This is a genomic window from Leisingera sp. ANG-M6 (assembly GCF_000813905.1).
Lineage (GTDB): Bacteria > Pseudomonadota > Alphaproteobacteria > Rhodobacterales > Rhodobacteraceae > Leisingera.
In genome coordinates this window covers 323307-342373 of sequence record NZ_JWLG01000015.1, presented here as the reverse complement: position 1 = coordinate 342373, position 19067 = coordinate 323307, and the positions used below count along the sequence as shown (strand labels likewise).

The 19067-nt window shown below is 57.6% G+C and carries 19 protein-coding genes; 10 read left to right on the top strand and 9 right to left on the bottom strand.

The annotated features are described in order from the left end of the window. Positions 1-159: 159 nt before the first annotated feature. Positions 160-993, top strand: coding sequence for a flagellin (locus RA24_RS14360; RefSeq protein ID WP_019295303.1), 834 nt, complete (start codon positions 160-162; stop codon positions 991-993). Positions 994-1094: 101 nt separating this feature from the next. Beyond that, on the top strand, positions 1095-3725 hold the full coding sequence (gene mutS / locus RA24_RS14355; RefSeq protein ID WP_039192362.1) for a DNA mismatch repair protein MutS: 2631 nt from the start codon (positions 1095-1097) through the stop codon (positions 3723-3725). A gap of 85 nt (positions 3726-3810) precedes the next feature. Here the strand turns inward: mutS and RA24_RS14350 are convergent, their stop codons facing one another. Continuing rightward, positions 3811-4374 carry a nucleotide exchange factor GrpE gene (locus RA24_RS14350; protein ID WP_019295305.1) on the bottom strand — a complete coding sequence of 188 codons (564 nt, stop codon included), beginning with the start codon at positions 4372-4374 and terminating at the stop codon, positions 3811-3813. Positions 4375-4383: 9 nt separating this feature from the next. Continuing rightward, positions 4384-5448 carry a heat-inducible transcriptional repressor HrcA gene (gene hrcA / locus RA24_RS14345; protein WP_039192359.1) on the bottom strand — a complete coding sequence of 355 codons (1065 nt, stop codon included), beginning with the start codon at positions 5446-5448 and terminating at the stop codon, positions 4384-4386. 143 nt (positions 5449-5591) lie between these two features. Between hrcA and rph the strand changes: the two genes are divergently transcribed. From rph to RA24_RS14325, 4 genes are read left to right on the top strand one after another with little or no spacing between them, the layout of a single operon-like run. Beyond that, positions 5592-6305: a ribonuclease PH gene (gene rph / locus RA24_RS14340; RefSeq protein WP_019295307.1), complete on the top strand. Its 714-nt coding sequence runs from the start codon at positions 5592-5594 to the stop codon at positions 6303-6305. Continuing rightward, positions 6302-6916, top strand: coding sequence for an RdgB/HAM1 family non-canonical purine NTP pyrophosphatase (gene rdgB / locus RA24_RS14335; RefSeq protein ID WP_019295308.1), 615 nt, complete (start codon positions 6302-6304; stop codon positions 6914-6916). The genes rph and rdgB overlap by 4 nt, the downstream gene beginning before the upstream one ends. Continuing rightward, positions 6909-8063 (top strand): radical SAM family heme chaperone HemW, encoded by a 1155-nt coding sequence (hemW, locus tag RA24_RS14330; protein ID WP_039192357.1) that lies wholly within the window; start codon positions 6909-6911, stop codon positions 8061-8063. Before rdgB ends, hemW begins: the two co-directional genes overlap by 8 nt. Positions 8064-8067: 4 nt before the next feature. Further along, on the top strand, positions 8068-8421 hold the full coding sequence (locus RA24_RS14325; RefSeq protein WP_039192355.1) for a YbaN family protein: 354 nt from the start codon (positions 8068-8070) through the stop codon (positions 8419-8421). Here RA24_RS14325 and RA24_RS14320 read toward each other — a convergent pair. The 7 genes from RA24_RS14320 to RA24_RS14290 all read right to left on the bottom strand — a co-directional run bounded on the left by RA24_RS14320 (position 8411) and on the right by RA24_RS14290 (position 15852). Beyond that, the gene (locus tag RA24_RS14320; protein ID WP_039192352.1) at positions 8411-9304 is read right to left on the bottom strand and encodes a ParB/RepB/Spo0J family partition protein; all 894 of its coding nucleotides are present in this window, start codon (positions 9302-9304) and stop codon (positions 8411-8413) included. The two genes, RA24_RS14325 and RA24_RS14320, sit on opposite strands and share 11 nt — an antisense overlap. A gap of 26 nt (positions 9305-9330) precedes the next feature. Then, positions 9331-10140: a ParA family protein gene (locus RA24_RS14315; protein WP_039192350.1), complete on the bottom strand. Its 810-nt coding sequence runs from the start codon at positions 10138-10140 to the stop codon at positions 9331-9333. Further along, positions 10133-10750, bottom strand: a complete 618-nt coding sequence (gene rsmG, locus RA24_RS14310; protein WP_019295313.1) for a 16S rRNA (guanine(527)-N(7))-methyltransferase RsmG — start codon at positions 10748-10750, stop codon at positions 10133-10135. The genes RA24_RS14315 and rsmG overlap by 8 nt, the downstream gene beginning before the upstream one ends. After that, positions 10747-12621, bottom strand: a complete 1875-nt coding sequence (gene mnmG / locus RA24_RS14305) for a tRNA uridine-5-carboxymethylaminomethyl(34) synthesis enzyme MnmG (protein ID WP_039192501.1) — start codon at positions 12619-12621, stop codon at positions 10747-10749. The genes rsmG and mnmG overlap by 4 nt, the downstream gene beginning before the upstream one ends. Positions 12622-12634: 13 nt before the next feature. Then, complete coding sequence (mnmE, locus tag RA24_RS14300; RefSeq protein ID WP_039192347.1) at positions 12635-13921, bottom strand: tRNA uridine-5-carboxymethylaminomethyl(34) synthesis GTPase MnmE; 1287 nt, start codon at positions 13919-13921, stop codon at positions 12635-12637. A 30-nt stretch (positions 13922-13951) separates the two neighbouring features. Next, entirely contained in the window at positions 13952-15223 is a 1272-nt protein-coding gene (gene rho / locus RA24_RS14295; protein WP_019295316.1) for a transcription termination factor Rho, read from the bottom strand. 173 nt (positions 15224-15396) lie between these two features. Continuing rightward, a complete protein-coding gene (locus RA24_RS14290) occupies positions 15397-15852 on the bottom strand; it encodes a CopD family protein (RefSeq protein ID WP_039172040.1) in 456 nt (151 codons plus the stop codon). Positions 15853-16262: 410 nt separating this feature from the next. Between RA24_RS14290 and RA24_RS14285 the strand changes: the two genes are divergently transcribed. The 4 genes from RA24_RS14285 to dnaQ are packed head-to-tail and all read left to right on the top strand — an operon-like array spanning position 16263 to position 19003. Beyond that, positions 16263-16862 (top strand): Maf family protein, encoded by a 600-nt coding sequence (locus RA24_RS14285; RefSeq protein ID WP_039147557.1) that lies wholly within the window; start codon positions 16263-16265, stop codon positions 16860-16862. Then, entirely contained in the window at positions 16859-17692 is an 834-nt protein-coding gene (locus RA24_RS14280) for a shikimate dehydrogenase (protein WP_019295319.1), read from the top strand. Before RA24_RS14285 ends, RA24_RS14280 begins: the two co-directional genes overlap by 4 nt. Then, the gene (gene coaE / locus RA24_RS14275) at positions 17689-18282 is read left to right on the top strand and encodes a dephospho-CoA kinase (protein ID WP_039192344.1); all 594 of its coding nucleotides are present in this window, start codon (positions 17689-17691) and stop codon (positions 18280-18282) included. Before RA24_RS14280 ends, coaE begins: the two co-directional genes overlap by 4 nt. Further along, positions 18275-19003 (top strand): DNA polymerase III subunit epsilon, encoded by a 729-nt coding sequence (dnaQ, locus tag RA24_RS14270; protein ID WP_039192341.1) that lies wholly within the window; start codon positions 18275-18277, stop codon positions 19001-19003. Before coaE ends, dnaQ begins: the two co-directional genes overlap by 8 nt. The last annotated feature ends 64 nt before the right edge of the window (positions 19004-19067 follow it).

Genomic DNA, 19067 nt, shown 5'->3' with positions numbered 1-19067 from the left:
CTCAAAGCAGACCGCGGAATGCTGTAATTTCTTAATAGGTATTAACGCGCACCTGCCTCCCAGGTGGCGCTATGGCCAGGAATTCAGAGGCCTGCAAGCAAGGGCCAGAACGGCGTTTGTCCGCCCGCAAAGGGCATAGGATCAAAGGAAAAGTGAGGAATGATAAGCTTCCACAACAATTCCGGTGCGATGGTGGCCTTGCAGACATTGGGCGGAGTCAATTCTCAGCTCAATCAAACGCAAGACAGCATTTCCACCGGTCAGACCATTAACTCAGCACAAGATAACGCGGCCCTCTGGGCAATTTCCGAGCTGATGAACTCGGATATTTCCGGCTTACGCTCGGTGTCGGACTCATTGTCGCTGGGCGAAGCTACCGTGGCGGTTGCCTCAGCCGGGGCAGAGCAGATCACCGAAACCCTGACTGAAATGCGGTCACTTGCAATCATGGCCAGCAGCGGAATGGGCGACTTCAGCAAATATGAAGCGGCCATGGCAAAGAAGACCGAGCAGATCAATTCGATCATCTCGTCTTCCGGCTTCAACGGGGTGAACCTGCTGAAAACCGATGTCGACGGGGCCGGCGGCGCTGGACTGACAGTACCGTCAGCGATTTCCAGCGACGGCACCCTCAGCACCCTCAGCGTGGACGGTGTGGACTTTGAAGGCAGCCCGCTGTTCGATCTCGGTGGCCGAACCGCAATCACAGACAGCGCAAGTGCTCTAACTGCATTGGGCGAAATCGAAGGCTTTCTTGCCTACGCAATCGAAGGCTCGGCGGCTTTGGGGTCGAGTGCCAATCAGCTGGCTGGCCAGGGCGACTATGTCAGCAAGCAATCTGATGCGCTCACCCGCGGTGTCAGCTCCATGATCGACACTAACATGGAGGAAGCTGCAACCAAAATGCTGGCGTTGCAAGCACAGCAACAGCTGAGCACCCTCTCGCTCTCCATCGTCAACACGATGCCTGACACTCTGCGCAATCTCTACTGACAGCAGGCTGCCGCCGGCGCGCTGGCGGCAGCCATATCCGGGTTTTCCTCGCTCCGCCCCCATTGTAGATGTCTTGCAAAGACGACCCCGGGGGACCTCCAATGACCGTAACGCCCATGATGGCGCAATATCTCGAGATCAAGGAAGCGCATGCGGATGCGCTGCTTTTCTACCGGATGGGCGACTTCTACGAAATGTTCTTTGAGGACGCCGTCAACGCAGCCGAAGCGTTAGACATCGCACTGACCAAACGCGGCAAGCACAACGGTGAAGACATCCCGATGTGCGGTGTGCCGGTGCATGCAGCCGAAGGGTATCTACTGACTCTGATCCGCAAGGGATTCCGCGTTGCGGTAGGTGAACAGCTGGAAAGCCCAGCCGAAGCCAAAAAACGCGGCTCCAAATCTGTTGTGAAGCGAGATGTGGTTCGACTGGTGACCCCAGGTACCCTGACCGAGGATTCCCTGCTGGAAGCCCGCCGTCACAACTTCCTGGTTTCCTACTCCGAACTGCGCGATGAGGCTGCGCTGGCCTGGGCCGATATCTCCACCGGCGCATTTCACGTGATGCCGGTTGCACGGGTGCGCCTGTCTCCAGAGCTGGCCCGCCTCGCGCCCTCAGAGCTGATTGTTGCAGATGGCCCAGCCTACGAGGCCGCCCGCCCGCTGGCCGATGAATACAAGATCCCGCTGACCCCGCTGGGCAAATCAAGCTTTGACAGCACCGCTGCGGAAAAGCGCATCTGCACCCTGTTCAGCGTCAGCGCTCTGGACGGCTTTGGCACCTTCACCCGCGCTGAAGTTTCCGCAATGGGCGCACTGATCGACTATCTGGAGATCACCCAGAAGGGCAAACTGCCGCTGCTGCAGCCCCCCCAGCAAGAGGCACAGGACCGGGTGGTTCAAATCGACGCCGCCACTCGCCGCAATCTGGAACTGACCCGGTCCTTATCCGGCGGCCGGGCCGGTTCTCTTCTGTCTGTCGTAGACCGGACCGTCACCCCCGGCGGCGCCCGCTTGCTGGAACAGCGGCTGTCCAGCCCATCGCGCAATCTGGACACCATTCATCAGCGGCTGACCGCCCTCGACTTTGCTGTTGAAACTACGCGCAAAGCCGAAGACCTGCGCGCTGCACTGCGCAAGACACCGGACCTTGACCGTGCGCTCTCGCGTCTCGCGCTGGAACGCGGCGGCCCTCGCGATCTGGCCGCCATCCGAAACGGTTTGTCACAGGCAGAAGTAATCGCGGACCTCTGCACTGGTTTGGATCTGCCGGACCTGATATCCGGCGCCATATCCAATCTGCAAGGGTTCGATGATCTGGTATCGCTGCTTGACGCTGCCCTTGTAGCAGAACCACCGCTGCAGGCCCGCGATGGCGGCTTCATTGCGGCCGGCTATGACCCTGAGCTGGACGAGGCCCGCACTCTGCGCGACGAGGGCCGATCGGTAATCGCGTCAATGCAAAAGCAATACGCAGAGCACACCGGCGTCGCCTCGCTGAAGATCAAGCACAACAACGTGCTGGGCTACTTCATTGAAACCACCGCGACCCACGCGGACAAGATGATGTCGCCACCCCTCAACGAGACCTACATTCACCGCCAGACCACAGCAAACCAGGTCCGGTTCACCACGGTGGAGCTGAGTGAGATCGAAACCCGTATTCTCAACGCGGGCAACTTGGCGCTAGAGATCGAAAAAAGGCTCTATGCAAGGCTTTCTGGCGCCATTCTGGACAATGCCCCGCGCCTCAACACTGCTGCGCGGGGACTGGCAGAACTGGACTTGCTGACGGCACTGGCCGATCTGGCACGCGGCGAAAACTGGATCCGCCCCAAGGTCGACAACAGCCGTGCGTTTGACGTGGAAGGCGGCCGTCACCCGGTTGTGGAACAGGCCCTGCGCCAGCAAGGCGGAGAAGCTTTCGTCGCCAACGACTGCGATCTGACTGCGCAGGACGGTGCTGCCGTCTGGCTTCTGACCGGTCCCAATATGGCCGGTAAATCGACCTTCCTGCGTCAGAACGCATTGATAGCCCTGCTCGCCCAAATGGGCAGCTTTGTCCCGGCCGAGGCCGCACATATCGGCCTTGTCAGCCAGCTGTTCAGCCGCGTCGGTGCCTCTGATGATCTGGCCCGCGGCCGCTCCACATTCATGGTGGAAATGGTCGAGACCGCCGCGATTCTGAACCAGGCAGATGACCGCGCTCTGGTCATTCTCGATGAAATCGGCCGCGGCACTGCCACCTATGACGGCCTGTCGATTGCCTGGGCGACACTGGAGCATCTGCACGAGGTGAACCGCTCCCGTGCACTCTTTGCCACCCACTACCACGAGCTGACCCAGCTTGCCGCCAAACTGGAAGGTGTTGAGAACGCCACCGTAGCAGTCAAGGAATGGGAGGGCGAAGTGATCTTCCTGCATGAGGTGCGCAAGGGCGCCGCTGACCGCTCTTATGGCGTTCAAGTGGCCCAGCTCGCCGGCCTGCCTGCATCTGTTGTCGCCCGAGCCCGCGACGTCCTCGACATGCTGGAGCAAGGCAGCCGCGAAGGCGGGTCCAAGATCCAGATCGACGACCTGCCGTTGTTCGCAGCCGCCCCGCCACCACAGCCCAAGGCACCGGCAGGGCCCTCGCCGACCGAAGAGCTCCTCGCCAGCATTCACCCGGACGAGCTTTCTCCCAGGGAAGCACTTGAAGTGCTCTACAAGCTCAAGGAAGCTGCGAACTAAAGCAAAGAGCGGGTCCAAACGGACCCGCCCTTTCATCTTTCAAAAATACTCCCGCCGGAGGCGCAGGCCCTCCAGGGTTTGCTCATCAACTGGCCGGGGTCGAGGACACACCCACCTGCGCCGCGCGCAGCAGACGGTCGTGCAGCATGAATCCTTCCGCTGAGACCTGAATAATGTCACCCGCCTTGGTGCCCGGTACAGGCGCTTCGAACATTGCCTCATGTACTTGCGGATCGAACTTGTCGCCAACCTCGGGCGACACAATCCGGATTCCGTGCTTCTCAAACACGCCAAGCAGCGAACGCATTGTCAGTTCCACGCCCTCAATCAGGGCGGCGGACACCTCGCGCTGCTCGTCGGTGGCCGCTTCAATCGCGCGCTTCATGTTGTCATAGACCGGCAGCATGTCGCGGGCCAGCTTCGACCCGCCATAGTTTTCTGCCTCACGGCGCGCTTTATCACCGCGTTTGCGGGCGTTCTCAGCATCCGCCAGCGCCCGCATGAAGCGGTCTTTCAGCTCATCCCGTTCTGCCCGGAGCGCATCAAGTTCCAGCGAGGCATCATCAAATTCCTCGGTTTGCGCAGCCAGCTCTTCAGCTTCGGCGGCGGCGATGTCATCCAGAAAGTCTTCGTCCTTGAGCTCTGCCATGTTTCACCTCTAACTCCGGTCGGACAACAGTTTGCCGACCAGCTGTGCCGTGTAGTCCACGATCGGCACAATCCGTCCGTAATTCAGGCGCGTTGGGCCAATCACCCCAACCGCACCGATGATCTTTCGATCCGCGTTCATATAGGGAGACACCACCAAAGAGGAACCCGAAAGTGAGAAAAGTTTGTTCTCCGACCCGATAAAAATGCGCACACCCTCGCCTTCTTCGGTCAGTTCCAGAAATTCGGCAATGTCCCGCTTGCGTTCCAGATCATCGAACAGCGTGCGGATCCGCTCCAACTCCTCAGCTGCTCCAGTCTCGGCCAAAAGATTCGCGCGGCCTCGCACTATCAGTCGTGCCTGTTCGCTGCCTTCCTCTTCCCAGACAGCCAGCCCGCTTTTGATCATCGCATGTGCAAGACTGTCGATTTCCTGACGCCGGGCGGAAATCTCTCTCTGGATCTGCCGTTGCACCTCGCTCAGCGTCTTGCCTTCGATCAGTGCATTCAGGAAATTTGCGGCTTCACGCATCGAACTGGGCGTCTGCCCTGGCGGCGGTGTGAATAGCCGGTTCTCCACATGACCGTCAGAAAATACCAGAACCACCAGTGCGCGGTCATGCGCCAAAGAAACAAACTCAATGTGCCGGATCTCCGCTTCATGCTTGGGTGTCAGCACAAGGGAAGCGCCTTGCGTGACACCAGACAGTGCAGCGCCAACCCGGTCGAGCATCCCGCCAACGTCACCTGCATTCCGGCCTAGAGTCGCATCAATCTTCTCACGGTCTTTTACGTTGAGATCGCCAACTTCCAAAAGACCATCAACAAACATCCTGAGGCCCATCTGCGTGGGTACCCTGCCGGCGCTGACGTGCGGGCTGTCCAGCAGGCCAAGGTATTCAAGATCTTGCATAACGTTACGCACGGTGGCTGCGCTGACCTTTTCACTCAGCGAACGGGTCAGCGTGCGGCTGCCAACCGGATCGCCGCTCTCTAGATAGCTTTCCACCACTGCGCGGAACACGTCCCGGGAGCGGTCATTCAAGTCCTTCAGAATGTTGTTCGGATCGCTCATCAGCCTGCCAGCATTTCTTCCGGTCTAAACATAGGAACCCGGCTCCAAAATGTCATTAAAGAGCACTTCGGGAAAAGGTCAATCGGGCTTGCATAGCCCCGCGTCCGGGGGATATCCCCAAGCCAACAGCAAAAGGAAGTGCCATGCGACCCTCAGGACGAGAACTGAATGAAATGCGCCCTGTCTCGATCGAGACCGGCTTCACCAAACACGCCGAGGGCTCCTGCCTGATCAAGGCCGGCGACACCCATGTCCTGTGCACCGCCACCATCGAAGACCGTGTGCCGCCCTTCATAAAGGGTACCGGCCTGGGCTGGGTTACCGCCGAATACGGCATGCTGCCCCGTGCCACAAACACCCGGATGCGCCGCGAAGCAGCCTCTGGCAAGCAGGGCGGGCGCACAGTGGAAATCCAGCGCCTGATCGGCCGCGCGCTTCGGGCCGGCGTCGACCGCGTTGCCCTGGGCGAGCGCCAGATCACCATCGACTGCGACGTCCTGCAGGCCGACGGCGGCACCCGCTGCGCCTCGATCACAGGCGGCTGGGTTGCCCTGCGTCTGGCCGTCAACAAATTGATGAAAGCTGGTGATGTGCATATTGATCCGCTGGTGGATCCTGTGTCGGCCGTTTCCTGTGGCATCTATGCCGGCCAGCCGGTGCTGGATCTGGATTACCCCGAAGATTCTGAGGCCGGCGTGGACGGCAACTTCATCATGACCGGATCCGGTAAGCTGATCGAAGTACAGATGTCTGCCGAGGGCTCCGTCTTTTCCCGCGACCAGATGAACCAGCTGATGGACCTGGCCGCTAAAGGCACCTCCGAGCTGGCAGAAATGCAGAAGGCCGCCTGCAAATGACCCGCAAACTGGAAGGCGGCAAGCTGCTTGTCGCCACCCATAACAAGGGCAAGCTGAACGAGATCTCCGAAATCCTCGCCCCCTTCGGCGTGCAGGTTGTTGGCGCCGGCGAGATGAATTTGCCGGAACCCGAGGAAACCGAGGACACATTTGTCGGCAATGCCCGCATCAAGGCCCACGCTGCCGCCACAGCAACCGGCCTGCCGGCCCTGTCCGATGATTCCGGCATCACCATCGACGCACTCAACGGAGCGCCCGGCGTCTACACTGCCGACTGGGCCGAAACACCGAACGGCCGCGACTTCAAGCTGGCAATGACCCGCGCCAATGATGAGCTAACCGCTGCCGGAGCCAGCGCGCCGCGCACTGCCCAGTTCCGCTGCACCCTGGTGATTGCGTGGCCCGACGGACATGACGAAGTGTTCGAGGGCGTGATGCCAGGTCAGCTGGTCTGGCCGATCCGCGGCGAACACGGCTTTGGCTACGACCCGATGTTCCAGCCTGACGGCTTTGACATCACCTGCGCCGAAATGGACCCGGCGGAGAAGAACAAGATCAGCCACCGCGGCAAGGCGGTGGCCCAGTTCGTCCAGGGCTGTTTCGGTGGATGACTGGCGCAATGGGGGCTTTGGCCTTTACGTGCATTGGCCTTTTTGCCAGGCCAAATGCCCCTATTGCGATTTCAACAGCCATGTTTCGGCAAGCATAGACCAAAAGCTATGGGTTAGAGCCTATCTGAGCGAACTTGACAGACTCTCAGAGCAGCTTTCCGGTCGTGTTCTGAACTCGATTTTCTTTGGCGGCGGCACCCCTTCCCTCATGCAGCCGGACACCGTGGCCGCTATTATTGAACGCGCACGTGAAATTTGGCCTTTCGCCAATGACATAGAGATATCTCTTGAAGCAAACCCTGGATCTGTTGAAGCCGGCCGTTTTGCGGGCTACCGCGACGCAGGCGTAAACAGGGTCTCCATGGGGATACAGGCCCTGAACGACGAAGACCTGCGCCGGCTCGGCCGGATCCACAGCGTCCAGGAAGCCCAGGCAGCTTTCGATATAGCCCGTAGATGTTTCGACCGCGTAAGCTTTGACCTCATCTACGCGCGTCAGGGTCAGACATTGAAAGCTTGGCAATCAGAACTGCGCGAAGCGCTCTCCATGGCCATCGACCACCTGTCGCTCTATCAGCTTACCATCGAAGAAGGCACTGCCTTTGGCGACCGGTATGCCCGCGGCAAGTTGCGCGGGTTGCCGGAAGACGACACGGCAGCAGATATGTACCAGGCTACCCAGGAGGTCTGCGCCGGCTTCGGTATGGCTGGCTATGAAATCTCGAACCACGCCAAGCCCGGAGCAGAATCACGCCACAACCTGATCTACTGGCGCTATGGCGACTATGCCGGCATCGGCCCCGGGGCCCACGGACGTCTGACCTTGAACGGCCTGCGTCATGCAACTGAAACCCATCTGGCGCCCGGGGCCTGGTTGAATGCAGTGAGTAGTGGCAACGGGGAATCCCTGCGAGAGAAACTAAACCGGGAAGATGCTGCGGCTGAATACCTCATGATGGGGATGCGCCTGTCTGAAGGTCTGGATATGGGGCGATACAGCCAGCTTTCGGGGTGCAAATTGCCAGAAGACCGGCTGCATGATCTTGCACAAATGGGTATGGTTACTATCTCTGGCCAGAGGCTTCGCGCGACTTACCAAGGCCGCGCGGTATTGAATGCGGTACTCCGCGAACTGTTGATGGATTGAAGCAATGCGTTTCCTCTACGCCGGCCTGGGACTATTCTGTGTCGCTTTGGCCGTCATTGGCATTGTTCTCCCCCTGCTTCCCACCGTTCCATTCTTACTTCTTGCAGCGTTCTTCTTCGCAAATTCCTCTGAACGCCTGCACAACTGGATCGTCGATCACAACGTCTTTGGTCCCATGATCATGGACTGGCGCGATCATGGCGCCATCCGGCCGGGTGCAAAAAAGGCGGCAACCCTGTCGATTGCCGCCGTCTTTGGCCTGTCTCTGCTGTTGGGCGCCCCCGGTCACGTGCTGGGGATTCAAACAGTGGTTCTGTCCGCCGTGCTTGTCTTCATCTGGACCAGGCCTAACGGCTGAGCAGATTGCACAGTTCGTCCAACTGATCCAAACTCTCATAGCTGATCGTCACCGCGCCCGCCTCACCGCCAGGCTTGTGATCGATCGAGACCTTCATTTTCAGAACCGCTGACAAGTCGCCTTCCAGTGCCCGGGTATCGGCGTCCTTTTCTGGAGCTTTACGAGGTTTCTTGGCACCGGCCGCCTGAATGCCAGCCGCGTCTTTTTTCACCAATGCTTCAGTAGCACGAACGGACAAACCACCCTTCACGATCTTTGCCGCTAATTCTGAGGCATGATCCGAAGTGATCAGAGCGCGGGCATGGCCCGCGGAAAGTTTGCGTTCCTGAACCAGGATTTGGACATCTTCCGGGAGGTGCAGAAGGCGCACAAGATTGGCGATGTGGCTACGGCTTTTCCCCAGCGCCTCTGCCATCTTTTCCTGCGTATGCCCGAATTTTTCCATCAGTTGCTTGTAGCTCTGCGCCTCTTCCATTGCGTTCAGATCCGAGCGCTGGATGTTTTCGATGATGGCAACTTCCATCATTTCCAGGTCGGAATAATCGCGGATCAGAACCGGAACTTCGTGCAACTGGGCTGCCTGCGACGCGCGCCAGCGGCGCTCACCAGCAACAATCTCATACTTCCCGCCAGGACGGGGCCGAACGATCAGTGGCTGAAGAACCCCCTTCTCCTTGATGGAAGCCGTCAGGTCATCCAGGTCTTCCTGCAGGAATTGGCGCCTCGGCTGGTTCGGGTTGGCAATGACATTTTCGATTGGCACCAGTATTTCCGCATTTCGTGGTGCTTCAGCCTGCGTGCTGACTGGCGCAGGGTTCACATCTGCCATCAACGCCGACAACCCCCGGCCAAGTCCGCGTGGTTTTGTCTTTTTGTCTGCCATGGTTGCCTCCGGTCCGTATTCTGCATTTACGCCGCTATCTTGTGATGTTTACTCAGGATTTCTTCTGCCAGTGCGCGATAAGCCTGTGCACCCTGGGAGTTGCTGTCATAGTTCAATACGGGCTGTGCGTAAGACGGTGCCTCACTCACACGCACGTTGCGCGGAATCTTCGTTTGAAATACAAGATCACCCAAATTATCCCGTGCGTCCTGCTCAACCTGTTGCGACAGGTTATTGCGCCGATCGAACATGGTCAGAACGATTCCCTCAATCCGCAGAGTCGGATTAGCCGACTGCCGGACTTCCCGGATCGTCAGCATCAACTGTGTCACGCCTTCCAGCGCAAAGAACTCGCTTTGCAATGGCACTAGGACTGAATGCGCAGCAACCATCGCATTAACTGTCAGCAAATTCAGGGACGGCGGACAATCAATCAGAACATAATCCCAATCATATTCATCCATAGCCGTTTGCCTAAGAGCATCGTGCAATAGGAAGCTGCGCTTCTCATTGGTGAATAGTTCGATATCGGCAGAACTGAGATCAACAGTCGCTGGAATAATGCAAAGATCATCAATCTCCGTTTGCCGGATAACATCCGACAAAGATGCGTCCTCAACAAGGAGATCATAAGTCGTCAGGTCCCGATCCGACGGTTCAATACCCAATCCTGTGGAGGCATTGCCTTGCGGATCCAGGTCGACAACCAGTACCCGCAGCCCGCATTCCACCAACGCTGCTGCAAGATTTATGGCTGTTGTTGTCTTCCCTACCCCGCCTTTCTGATTTGCGACCGCGATGATCCGAGGCCCCTCCGGGCGGGAAAAATCAGACACGTTCTACTCCCCTGATTTTCAGGATTACTGCTTCTGGCTCAGTCAAACTTTTAGTCGTTTCCAACTCGAATCGCCATTGCTGCCGAGCGTTATCCACTTCTTTTTTCCAGTTCTCACCTTTGGGGAACACACAAACGCCATCGGCCGCGAGATGACGCTCTGCGAAACCCAAGAGATCACTCAATCCGGCAAGTGCCCTGGCAGACAATACATCTGCGCTCTGCGGTTCAACCTGTTCAATCCGGCTGCTCAGGACTGTAATCGATGCGCCGCACTCTCTGGCCGCTGTTCTAAGGAAGGCAGACTTGCGTTGATCACTCTCGATCAACGTTATCTTGGTTTCCGGAGTTTCATCCGCGGCGAGCAACGCAACCACAACTCCAGGAAATCCTCCGCCGCTGCCGATGTCGACCCAATGCTTCGGCGCGTCGACACTGCGGAAAACTTGAACAGAATCCGCTATATGACGCGTCCAGAGTTCGTCAAGACTGGAACGGGAGACCAAGTTGATCTTCGGATTCCACTTGCGAATAACTCTTTCAAAGATCTCGAGGCGTTCAAATGTTTCACGTGAAACACTGAGGTCATCTAGGAGCTTCTTGCTGCTCATGCAGTCTTCTCCTGCCCCGATTTTCCCTTGCGAAGACGGGCAAGGATCAGCGCAAGGGCAGCGGGAGTCATTCCGTCTATCCGGGCGGCTTGAGCCAGGGTTTCCGGACGCACTCGCGCTAGCTTCTGTTGAAGCTCTTTGGAAAGCCCGTCGACATCTTCAAAAACAAAGCCCTTCGGGATGACATGACCTTCATCACGCTTCATTGCGGAGATCTCCCGCTCCTGACGCGCAATATAATTTGCGTAGAGGGCGTCCCGCTCCATCTGCCGGCGAATCTCCGGATCCACTCCATCCAAGTCAGGCATCAGTTGGATCACTTCATCAAAAGTGACATCAGGAAAAGCCAGAACATCCAAACCAGTCCGCCTGTTGCCATCCTGATTGATCCGGATACCTGCACTTGCCACCTGTCTGGGTGTAAAAGTCTCGGACTCAAGTCTCTTTCGTGCTGAGACTAGTTCTTCATTTTTCTTCTCGAAGGCCCGCCGACGTGCTTCTCCGGCACACCCCAGATCAATCGCCTTTGGTGTCAGCCTCTGATCTGCATTGTCAGCCCGAAGGGACAATCTGAACTCCGCCCTTGAGGTGAACATCCGGTAAGGCTCAGTAACGCCGTTGGTCGTAAGATCATCGATCATCACACCGATGTAGCTGTTCGACCGGCTGAAGGTGATAGGCGCTCTTTCCCTGGCTCGGTGCGCCGCGTTGAGCCCCGCGACCAGTCCCTGCGCAGCGGCTTCCTCATAGCCAGTCGTTCCGTTGATTTGTCCTGCAAGATAAAGGCCAGGAACATCCTTTAGCGATAGATCTAACTGGAGCGCTCTTGGATCGACATAGTCATACTCAATCGCATACCCCGGCTGCAGGATGTCTGCGCGCTCAAGACCTGAAATCGACCGGACATATTCCTCCTGCACCTCCACAGGCAGGCTGGTGGAGATGCCATTGGGATACACGGTGTGATCCGTCACCCCTTCTGGCTCCAGAAAGATCTGATGGCTTTCCTTGTCCGAGAACCTCACGACTTTGTCTTCAATCGAGGGGCAATACCTCGGTCCAACCCCTTCGATATGTCCGCCATACATCGCGGATCGTTCCAAGTTCTGGCGGATTATGTCGTGGGTTTTGGCGTTGGTATGCGTAATACCGCAAGACACCTGCTGCGCATTCAGGGTTTTAGACAGGAAGGAAAAAAAGACAGGATCATCATCTCCCGGCTGGGCGTCCAAACTCTCCCAGTTAATGGTCCGACCATCCAATCGTGGCGGCGTGCCAGTTTTTAGTCGACCGATCGGCAGTTCAAAACTATCCAGGCGCTCAGCCAATTTGACAGACGGTTTATCTCCCATCCGGCCGCCTGGCTTCGACACATCTCCAATGTGAATAACGCCGCGAAGAAACGTGCCTGAGGTCAGCACAACCGACTTAGCTGGGATTTCGCTGCCGTCAGCCAGCACAACGCCGGCAACAGTTTCTCCAGACATCAGAAAGTCTGTTACTTCGCCTTCCACGATGTCCAGGTTCTGTTGAGTTTCCGTCAGCCGAAGCATTTCTCGGCGATAGATAGCTCTATCCGATTGGGCCCGCGGCCCTTGTACCGCAGGTCCCTTTCTGCGGTTCAGCAACCGGAATTGAATTCCTGCCAAATCAGCAACACGGCCCATGACGCCATCCATTGCATCAATTTCCCGGACCAAGTGCCCTTTGCCCAGGCCACCAATTGCCGGGTTGCATGACATTACTCCGATGCCGTCACGGTTCAAGGTCACCAGTGCAGTTGCGGCGCCCATTCTCGCCGAGGCATGGGCAGCTTCGGTACCGGCGTGGCCGCCGCCAACTACAATCACGTCATACGATGAATGTTTCACGTGAAACACTCCTTCACTTTCCGAGACAGAAACTAGAGAAAATCTCATCAAGAAGATTTTCAACCCCGATCCGGCCAACAAGCATCTCCAAGGATCGGATTGCCGAACGCATTTCTTCGGCAGCTATATCATAAAACTCCGGTCCGCGCCGCAGAATGTCTTGGGCTTCAGTCAAGCTGAGCAGAGCTGACAGCATCGCATCCCGGTGACGGGCACGCGTTGCAATTCCCGCCTGTGCTGAACGGCTCTTGAGGACAGAGGACACATGATCAACGAGCTGATCGATACCCTGCCCCGACCGGCCTGAGATTGCATTTCCTTGTTCTGCGCGCAAATCAGCCTTTGGCCGCAAGCGAATGTCGCCGGCGCGCATCTCAACGTCCAAGACTTCACTGTCTTCCGCAAGAAACACACGCAGATCGGCTTCCTCAGCCCTCTTTCGGGCCAGGGCAATGCCGATGCCCTCGACATGGTCATCCGTGTCGCGAAGGCCGGCAGTATCCAAAAGCGTGACCGGCAGGCCGGCTAGATCCATCCGCACTTCGATTATATCGCGCGTCGTGCCGGCATACTCTGACGTGATCGCGGCTTCCCGGCCGGCCAGCGCGTTCAGCAGCGTGGACTTTCCCACATTCGGAGCACCGACAATAGCGACTTCAAACCCGCTGCGAATCCGCTCTGCTATTCTAACGCCGGCGGTCTCCTTTTCGAGGCCGGCTTGAACATGTGCCAGCAGCTCAGAGACTTCCGGGGTCACGTCAACCGGCACCTCTTCATCAGCAAAATCGATTGTGACTTCGATCAAGGATGCGGCACGGATCAGGCTTGTACGCCAGGATTCGGCCAATCGCCCCAGCCCGCCGGCAAGAACGACCTGTGCTTGTCTGCGTTGCGCTTCGGTTTCAGCATCTATCAGATCGGCGAGCCCTTCGACCTGCGCCAGGTCCAAGTTGCCGTTTTCCAAAGCGCGGCGGGTGAACTCCCCCGGTTCAGCCATGCGAAGCCCGTTGATTCGTCCCAGGGAATCCAACACAGCAGAGACCACCGCCGTACTTCCATGTGTTTGAAATTCAACGGTATTTTCACCCGTAAAGCTTTTTGGAGCTGAGAAGCTTAGAACCAGAGCTTCGTCCAGGCGTTCACCTGATTCGTCTTGCAAGATTCGCAGACTGGTGCCCCGCGCCGGCAGTTCACCGCCGCAAATCTGCGCGCCAGCGTCAAGCGCCAATGGGCCGGAAATGCGGATTACCGCGACCCCGGCCTTCCCTTGTGCGGAGGCCAGCGCAAAGATCGTGTCCATGGGATGGCCCTTCTTTCTTGCCGGCCCGGATCAGGTGTTCATAGAGTCGAAGAATTCGGAGTTCGACTTTGTCTGCTTCAGCTTCGACAGCAGGAACTCGATAGCATCGGTAGTGCCCATCGGGTTCAGGATCCGGCGCAGCACAAAGGTCTTGGCCAGATCGCCCTTGTCGACCAGCAGATCCTCTTTCCGGGTGCCGGATTTGAGAATGTCGATTGCCGGGAACACGCGTTTGTCGGCAATCTTGCGGTCCAGCACGATCTCCGAGTTACCGGTGCCTTTGAATTCTTCAAAGATCACCTCGTCCATGCGCGAGCCGGTGTCGATCAGCGCGGTGGCGATGATGGTCAGCGAACCGCCTTCCTCGATATTCCGCGCGGCACCAAAGAAGCGCTTGGGCCGCTGCAGCGCGTTTGCGTCAACGCCACCGGTCAGAACTTTACCTGAAGACGGAACCACCGTGTTAAACGCCCTACCAAGTCTTGTGATCGAGTCGAGAAGAATCACAACATCTCGTTTATGCTCCACCAGGCGCTTGGCCTTTTCGATGACCATTTCGGACACTGCAACATGGCGGGTTGCCGGCTCGTCAAAGGTGGAGGACACAACCTCACCCTTCACCGAGCGCTGCATGTCGGTCACCTCTTCCGGACGTTCGTCAATCAGCAGAACGATCAGGTAGCACTCCGGATGGTTCTTTTCGATCGAGTGCGCGATGTTCTGCAGGATCACCGTCTTACCGGTGCGCGGCGGCGCCACGATAAGCGAGCGCTGACCCTTGCCGATGGGGGCCACCAGGTCGATCACCCGGGCAGAGCGGTCCTTGATGGTGGGATCCTCGATCTCCATCTTCAGGCGCTCATCCGGATAGAGCGGTGTCAGGTTGTCAAAAGCGATCTTGTGACGGGCCTTTTCAGGCTCCTCGAAGTTGATCTTGGTGACATTGGTCAGTGCAAAATAGCGCTCCGACTCCAGCGGCGCCTTGATCTGGCCTTCGACCGTGTCGCCAGTGCGCAAAGAATACTGGCGGATCATGTCGGGAGAGACATAGATGTCGTCCGGACCCGGTAGATAGTTTGCCTCAGGAGAGCGCAGAAAGCCAAAGCCGTCCTGCAGCACTTCCAGCACACCGTCGCCGCCGATGTCCCAGCCCTCATCCGCGCGTTCCCGCAGGATCTGGAACATCATCTCGCCCTTGCGCATGGTCGAGGCGTTTTCGATCTCCAGCTCCTCAGCCATCGCCAGCAGGGCTTTAGGGCTCTTGGCTTTGAGATCGGACAGATTCAGGGATTGCACGGTCATATAGATACGGCCTCTACTCCCCGCTTACCCGGGGGTCGGTCACACGACAGGTTAGGAAAACACGGTTGCCCGGACGGGCCCGCTGAGAGCCATACATAGGGACTCGTTTCAGATGAGTCAAACGCCGGCTGAAAACGTTTCGCAGCCACAGCCCCCACCCCAGCGCCGCTGCGTCAGAATTTGAAGATGACCGAGATCACAATCACCGCCATCAGCACCGTCGGCACCTCGTTCATCATCCTGAACTGCCGCCCCGTCAGCGTATTGCGCCCGTCTTTGAAATCCCGGTGGCGGAACAGCAGCCAGTGGTGGAACCATGTCATGGCGATGACGGATAGACCCTTGGTCCAAGGCCAGAGGTAGCTCCAGTCGACAATGCCGGGTGTCAGTACGATGAACAGACCTGCAGCCCATGAAACATACATTGCAGGGCGCATGATGATCCTGAGAAGCTTCTCTTCCATAGTCAGGAAAATCGGTACTGCTTCCTGAACCTTCTCTGCCTGCTCCACGTGATACACGAACAGACGGGGGAGGTAGAAGAGACCGGCCATCCAGCTGAGTACTGCCATGATGTGAAGTGACTTGGCATATGGGTAGAGCGCGAACATCAGATCGCTCAAGTCCATGGGCAGTTCTCCCCGTTCAGATCTGACCACCCTAATAAATAAAGAAATATTAGAAGGATGATGTTTTTGTAGTGTGCGTGGATTCCAGTGGATAAGTGAATCTTCCTTCGCTTATCCCCAGCAGGGATAAGATTCCAGCGTGCATGGGACAGGAGTCGTGGAAATTTGGTTAACGCTCTTAAAATAAGGGTTGTTAAGGATCAGTTTACCTATCTGAACTTGGGGATAACCACGGGATGATCCGGGGAGAGCCGGCATATCCACGATTTCAAAGTTATCCTGACTCACAAAGGACGACTCAGCCGGCAGAATCCCGAGATTTGCGTCAACCCCTGGAGTCTTTACTTAACCGCGGAAAACCATACAAAACGTCCTGAAACGATCTGCGTCTTTCCCACGGGGTTTTCCACATGACTGCCCACATTGTGCTGGCTTCCGGTTCCGAAATCCGGGCGCATCTGCTGCGTCAGGCGGGTATTGATTTCGAATGCGATGTACCGCGCTTGGATGAGGATGCGATTAAGTCAGCCCTATTGGCCGAAGAGGCTCCGCCGCGGGACATCGCGGATGCGCTGGCAGAGGCAAAGGCGCGCAAAATCAGCGGGAAGCATTCTGGAAAGCTGGTTCTAGGCTGTGATCAGGTGCTTGAATTCGAGGGGAGCCTTCTTTCCAAGCCAGTCAGTCCTGAGGACGCACTGCACCAGCTCAAGGAGATGCGCGGCAAACGTCATTTGCTATTGTCAGCTGCCGTGATCTACCGGGATGGTGAACCGATCTGGCGGCATGTGGGCCAGGTCCGGCTGGTAATGCGTAAATGTTCGGACAGTTACCTTGAGGACTATGTCGCCCGCAATTGGGATAGCATTCGCCATGCGGTCGGGGCTTACAAACTGGAAGAAGAAGGTGTGCGGCTGTTTGCCAGCATCGACGGCAGCTACTTTAATGTCTTGGGATTGCCGCTGATGGAGCTTATCAGTTACCTGGGTTTGCAAGGGGTGATCAAGCAATGACAGAAGCAAAAATCCCGCTCGCCGGCGTGATCGGCTGCCCGGTGGCGCATTCCAAATCCCCGCAGCTGCATGGCCATTGGCTGAAGACTCACGGCATCGCCGGTTACTATGTTCCCATGCATGTAGAGCCGGAAGATCTTGCCGAAACCATCCGGACGATGCCGAAGATGGGGTTTGTCGGGGCGAATGTCACCATTCCGCACAAGGAAGCGGTGATGGAGATTGCTGACAAAGTGACGGACCGGGCGCGGCTGATCGGTGCGGCTAATACGCTGATCTTCCGCAAGGATGGAACGATCATGGCCGATAATACGGACGGTTACGGTTTTATCACCAACCTGCATCAGGGCGCGCCGGATTGGGATCCGCAGTCCGGGCCGGCTGTAGTTTTGGGGGCTGGCGGGGCATGCCGGGCAGTGGTCGCTTCCTTGATGGAGGCTGGTGTGCCGGAAATCCTGCTGACCAACCGCACGCGTGAGCGGGCGGACCAGCTGCAGAAGGACTTTGGCAACCGTGTCAAAGTGGTGGAATGGGTTCAGGCCGGCAATATCGTGGAAGAAGGCGCGCTGATCGTGAACACAACCTCGCTCGGCATGGTGGGCAAGCCGCGTCTGCGGGTTCCGCTGGACGGGCTGCGGTCAAATGCTGTTGTGACCGATCTCATCTATGCGCCGCTGAAAACCGACTTGCTGCAAACTGCCGAGGATGCGGGCTGCACTGTGGTTGACGGTCTGGGTATGCTGCTGCATCAGGCGGTTCCGGGATTTGAACGCTGGTTTGGACACCGGCCTGAGGTTGACGCTGCCACGCGCGCGGCGGCACTCAGATGAGTTTCAGCCTTGGCCTCACCGGCTCTATCGGTATGGGAAAAAGCACCACTGCCAAACTGTTTGCGGCCCAGGGCTGCGCTGTTTGGGATGCCGATGCGGCCGTTCACCGGCTTTACGGCCGAGGCGGTGCCGCGGTGGCGCCGATGGGTGCTGCCTTCCCGGAGGCAATCGAGGATGGCGCAGTCAGCCGTATTGCCCTGAAACAGATCATCGGCCAATCCCCGGACGCTCTGAAACGGATTGAAAGTATCGTGCATCCGCTGGTGGCTCAGGACCGGGCCGCTTTCCGGGCGCAGGAAATCAGTGACATCCTGGTTTTCGACATCCCCCTGTTGTTCGAAACCGGCGGCGATGCAGAAATGGACGCAGTGGCCTGTGTGACCGTGGATGCGGGCACACAGCAAAAGCGGGTTCTGGCCCGCGGCACGATGACGGTTGAGCAATTCCGGCATATCCTGCAAAAACAGATGCCGATTGAGGAAAAGATTGCCCGGGCTGACTATGTGATCGAGACAGACACGCTCGACCACGCAGAGGCACAGGTGGCAGAGGTCCTCGCAGATATCAGGAGCAAGCCGGGCCATGCGTGAAATCGTTCTCGATACCGAAACCACCGGATTTGATCCGTTTTCCGGGGACCGGATCGTCGAGATCGGGGCAGTGGAGCTGTTCAACCACATGCCCACCGGGGAAACGTTTCACGTTTACATAAATCCGGAACGTTCGATGCCGGCAGAGGCGTTCTCGGTTCATGGCATCGGCCCGGACCTGCTGGAGCCGCCCCAGAAACCGGAACCCGGTGCGGTTACTCTGCGCGACAAACCGGTTTTTGCCAAAGTTGGCCAGAAGTTCCTGGATTTTGTGAAAGACTCCAAGATGGTCATTCACAACGCCAGTTTTGATATGAAATTCCTGAACGCGGAACTTGACTGGATGGGGCTGCCAAAGCTGCCGATGGACCAGGCAATCGATACTCTGGCAATGGCGCGCCAGCGGTTTCCCGGTTCGCCGGCGACGCTGGATGCGCTCTGCCGCCGGTTCAATATCGACAACTCCAACCGGACCCTGCACGGCGCGCTGCTCGACTCCGAAATCCTGGCAGATGTGTATCTTGAGCTTATTGGTGGGCGGCAGCCGGATTTCGGCCTGTCCACTCAAGCCGCTTCGTCAGGCTCTGCACAGGTTGAGGATGACTGGCGCCCTGCCCCGCGGCAATCTCAGCTACCGCCGCGGATCACGGCCGATGAACTGGCGGCACATGAAGCCTTTGTCGGCAAAATGGGAGAAGATGCCTTGTGGAAGGCCACCTGACTCCAAATTGGCTGGAAACGAAAAAACGCCGCTGAGACCAGCGGCGTTTTCTGCTTCAGAGACC

Excerpts from the sequence above, each read along its gene's own strand:
- RA24_RS14290 (WP_039172040.1), bottom strand. The coding sequence starts at position 15,852 with ATGGACTTGAGCGATCTGATGTTCGCGCTCTACCCATATGCCAAGTCA.
- RA24_RS14285 (WP_039147557.1), top strand. The coding sequence starts at position 16,263 with ATGACTGCCCACATTGTGCTGGCTTCCGGTTCCGAAATCCGGGCGCAT.
- dnaQ (WP_039192341.1), top strand. The coding sequence starts at position 18,275 with ATGCGTGAAATCGTTCTCGATACCGAAACCACCGGATTTGATCCGTTT.
- mutS (WP_039192362.1), top strand. The coding sequence starts at position 1,095 with ATGACCGTAACGCCCATGATGGCGCAATATCTCGAGATCAAGGAAGCG.
- coaE (WP_039192344.1), top strand. The coding sequence starts at position 17,689 with ATGAGTTTCAGCCTTGGCCTCACCGGCTCTATCGGTATGGGAAAAAGC.
- mnmE (WP_039192347.1), bottom strand. The coding sequence starts at position 13,921 with ATGGACACGATCTTTGCGCTGGCCTCCGCACAAGGGAAGGCCGGGGTC.
- RA24_RS14280 (WP_019295319.1), top strand. The coding sequence starts at position 16,859 with ATGACAGAAGCAAAAATCCCGCTCGCCGGCGTGATCGGCTGCCCGGTG.
- rdgB (WP_019295308.1), top strand. The coding sequence starts at position 6,302 with ATGACCCGCAAACTGGAAGGCGGCAAGCTGCTTGTCGCCACCCATAAC.
- RA24_RS14325 (WP_039192355.1), top strand. The coding sequence starts at position 8,068 with ATGCGTTTCCTCTACGCCGGCCTGGGACTATTCTGTGTCGCTTTGGCC.
- rph (WP_019295307.1), top strand. The coding sequence starts at position 5,592 with ATGCGACCCTCAGGACGAGAACTGAATGAAATGCGCCCTGTCTCGATC.
- RA24_RS14320 (WP_039192352.1), bottom strand. The coding sequence starts at position 9,304 with ATGGCAGACAAAAAGACAAAACCACGCGGACTTGGCCGGGGGTTGTCG.
- rsmG (WP_019295313.1), bottom strand. The coding sequence starts at position 10,750 with ATGAGCAGCAAGAAGCTCCTAGATGACCTCAGTGTTTCACGTGAAACA.
- rho (WP_019295316.1), bottom strand. The coding sequence starts at position 15,223 with ATGACCGTGCAATCCCTGAATCTGTCCGATCTCAAAGCCAAGAGCCCT.
- hrcA (WP_039192359.1), bottom strand. The coding sequence starts at position 5,448 with ATGAGCGATCCGAACAACATTCTGAAGGACTTGAATGACCGCTCCCGG.
- RA24_RS14360 (WP_019295303.1), top strand. The coding sequence starts at position 160 with ATGATAAGCTTCCACAACAATTCCGGTGCGATGGTGGCCTTGCAGACA.
- RA24_RS14350 (WP_019295305.1), bottom strand. The coding sequence starts at position 4,374 with ATGGCAGAGCTCAAGGACGAAGACTTTCTGGATGACATCGCCGCCGCC.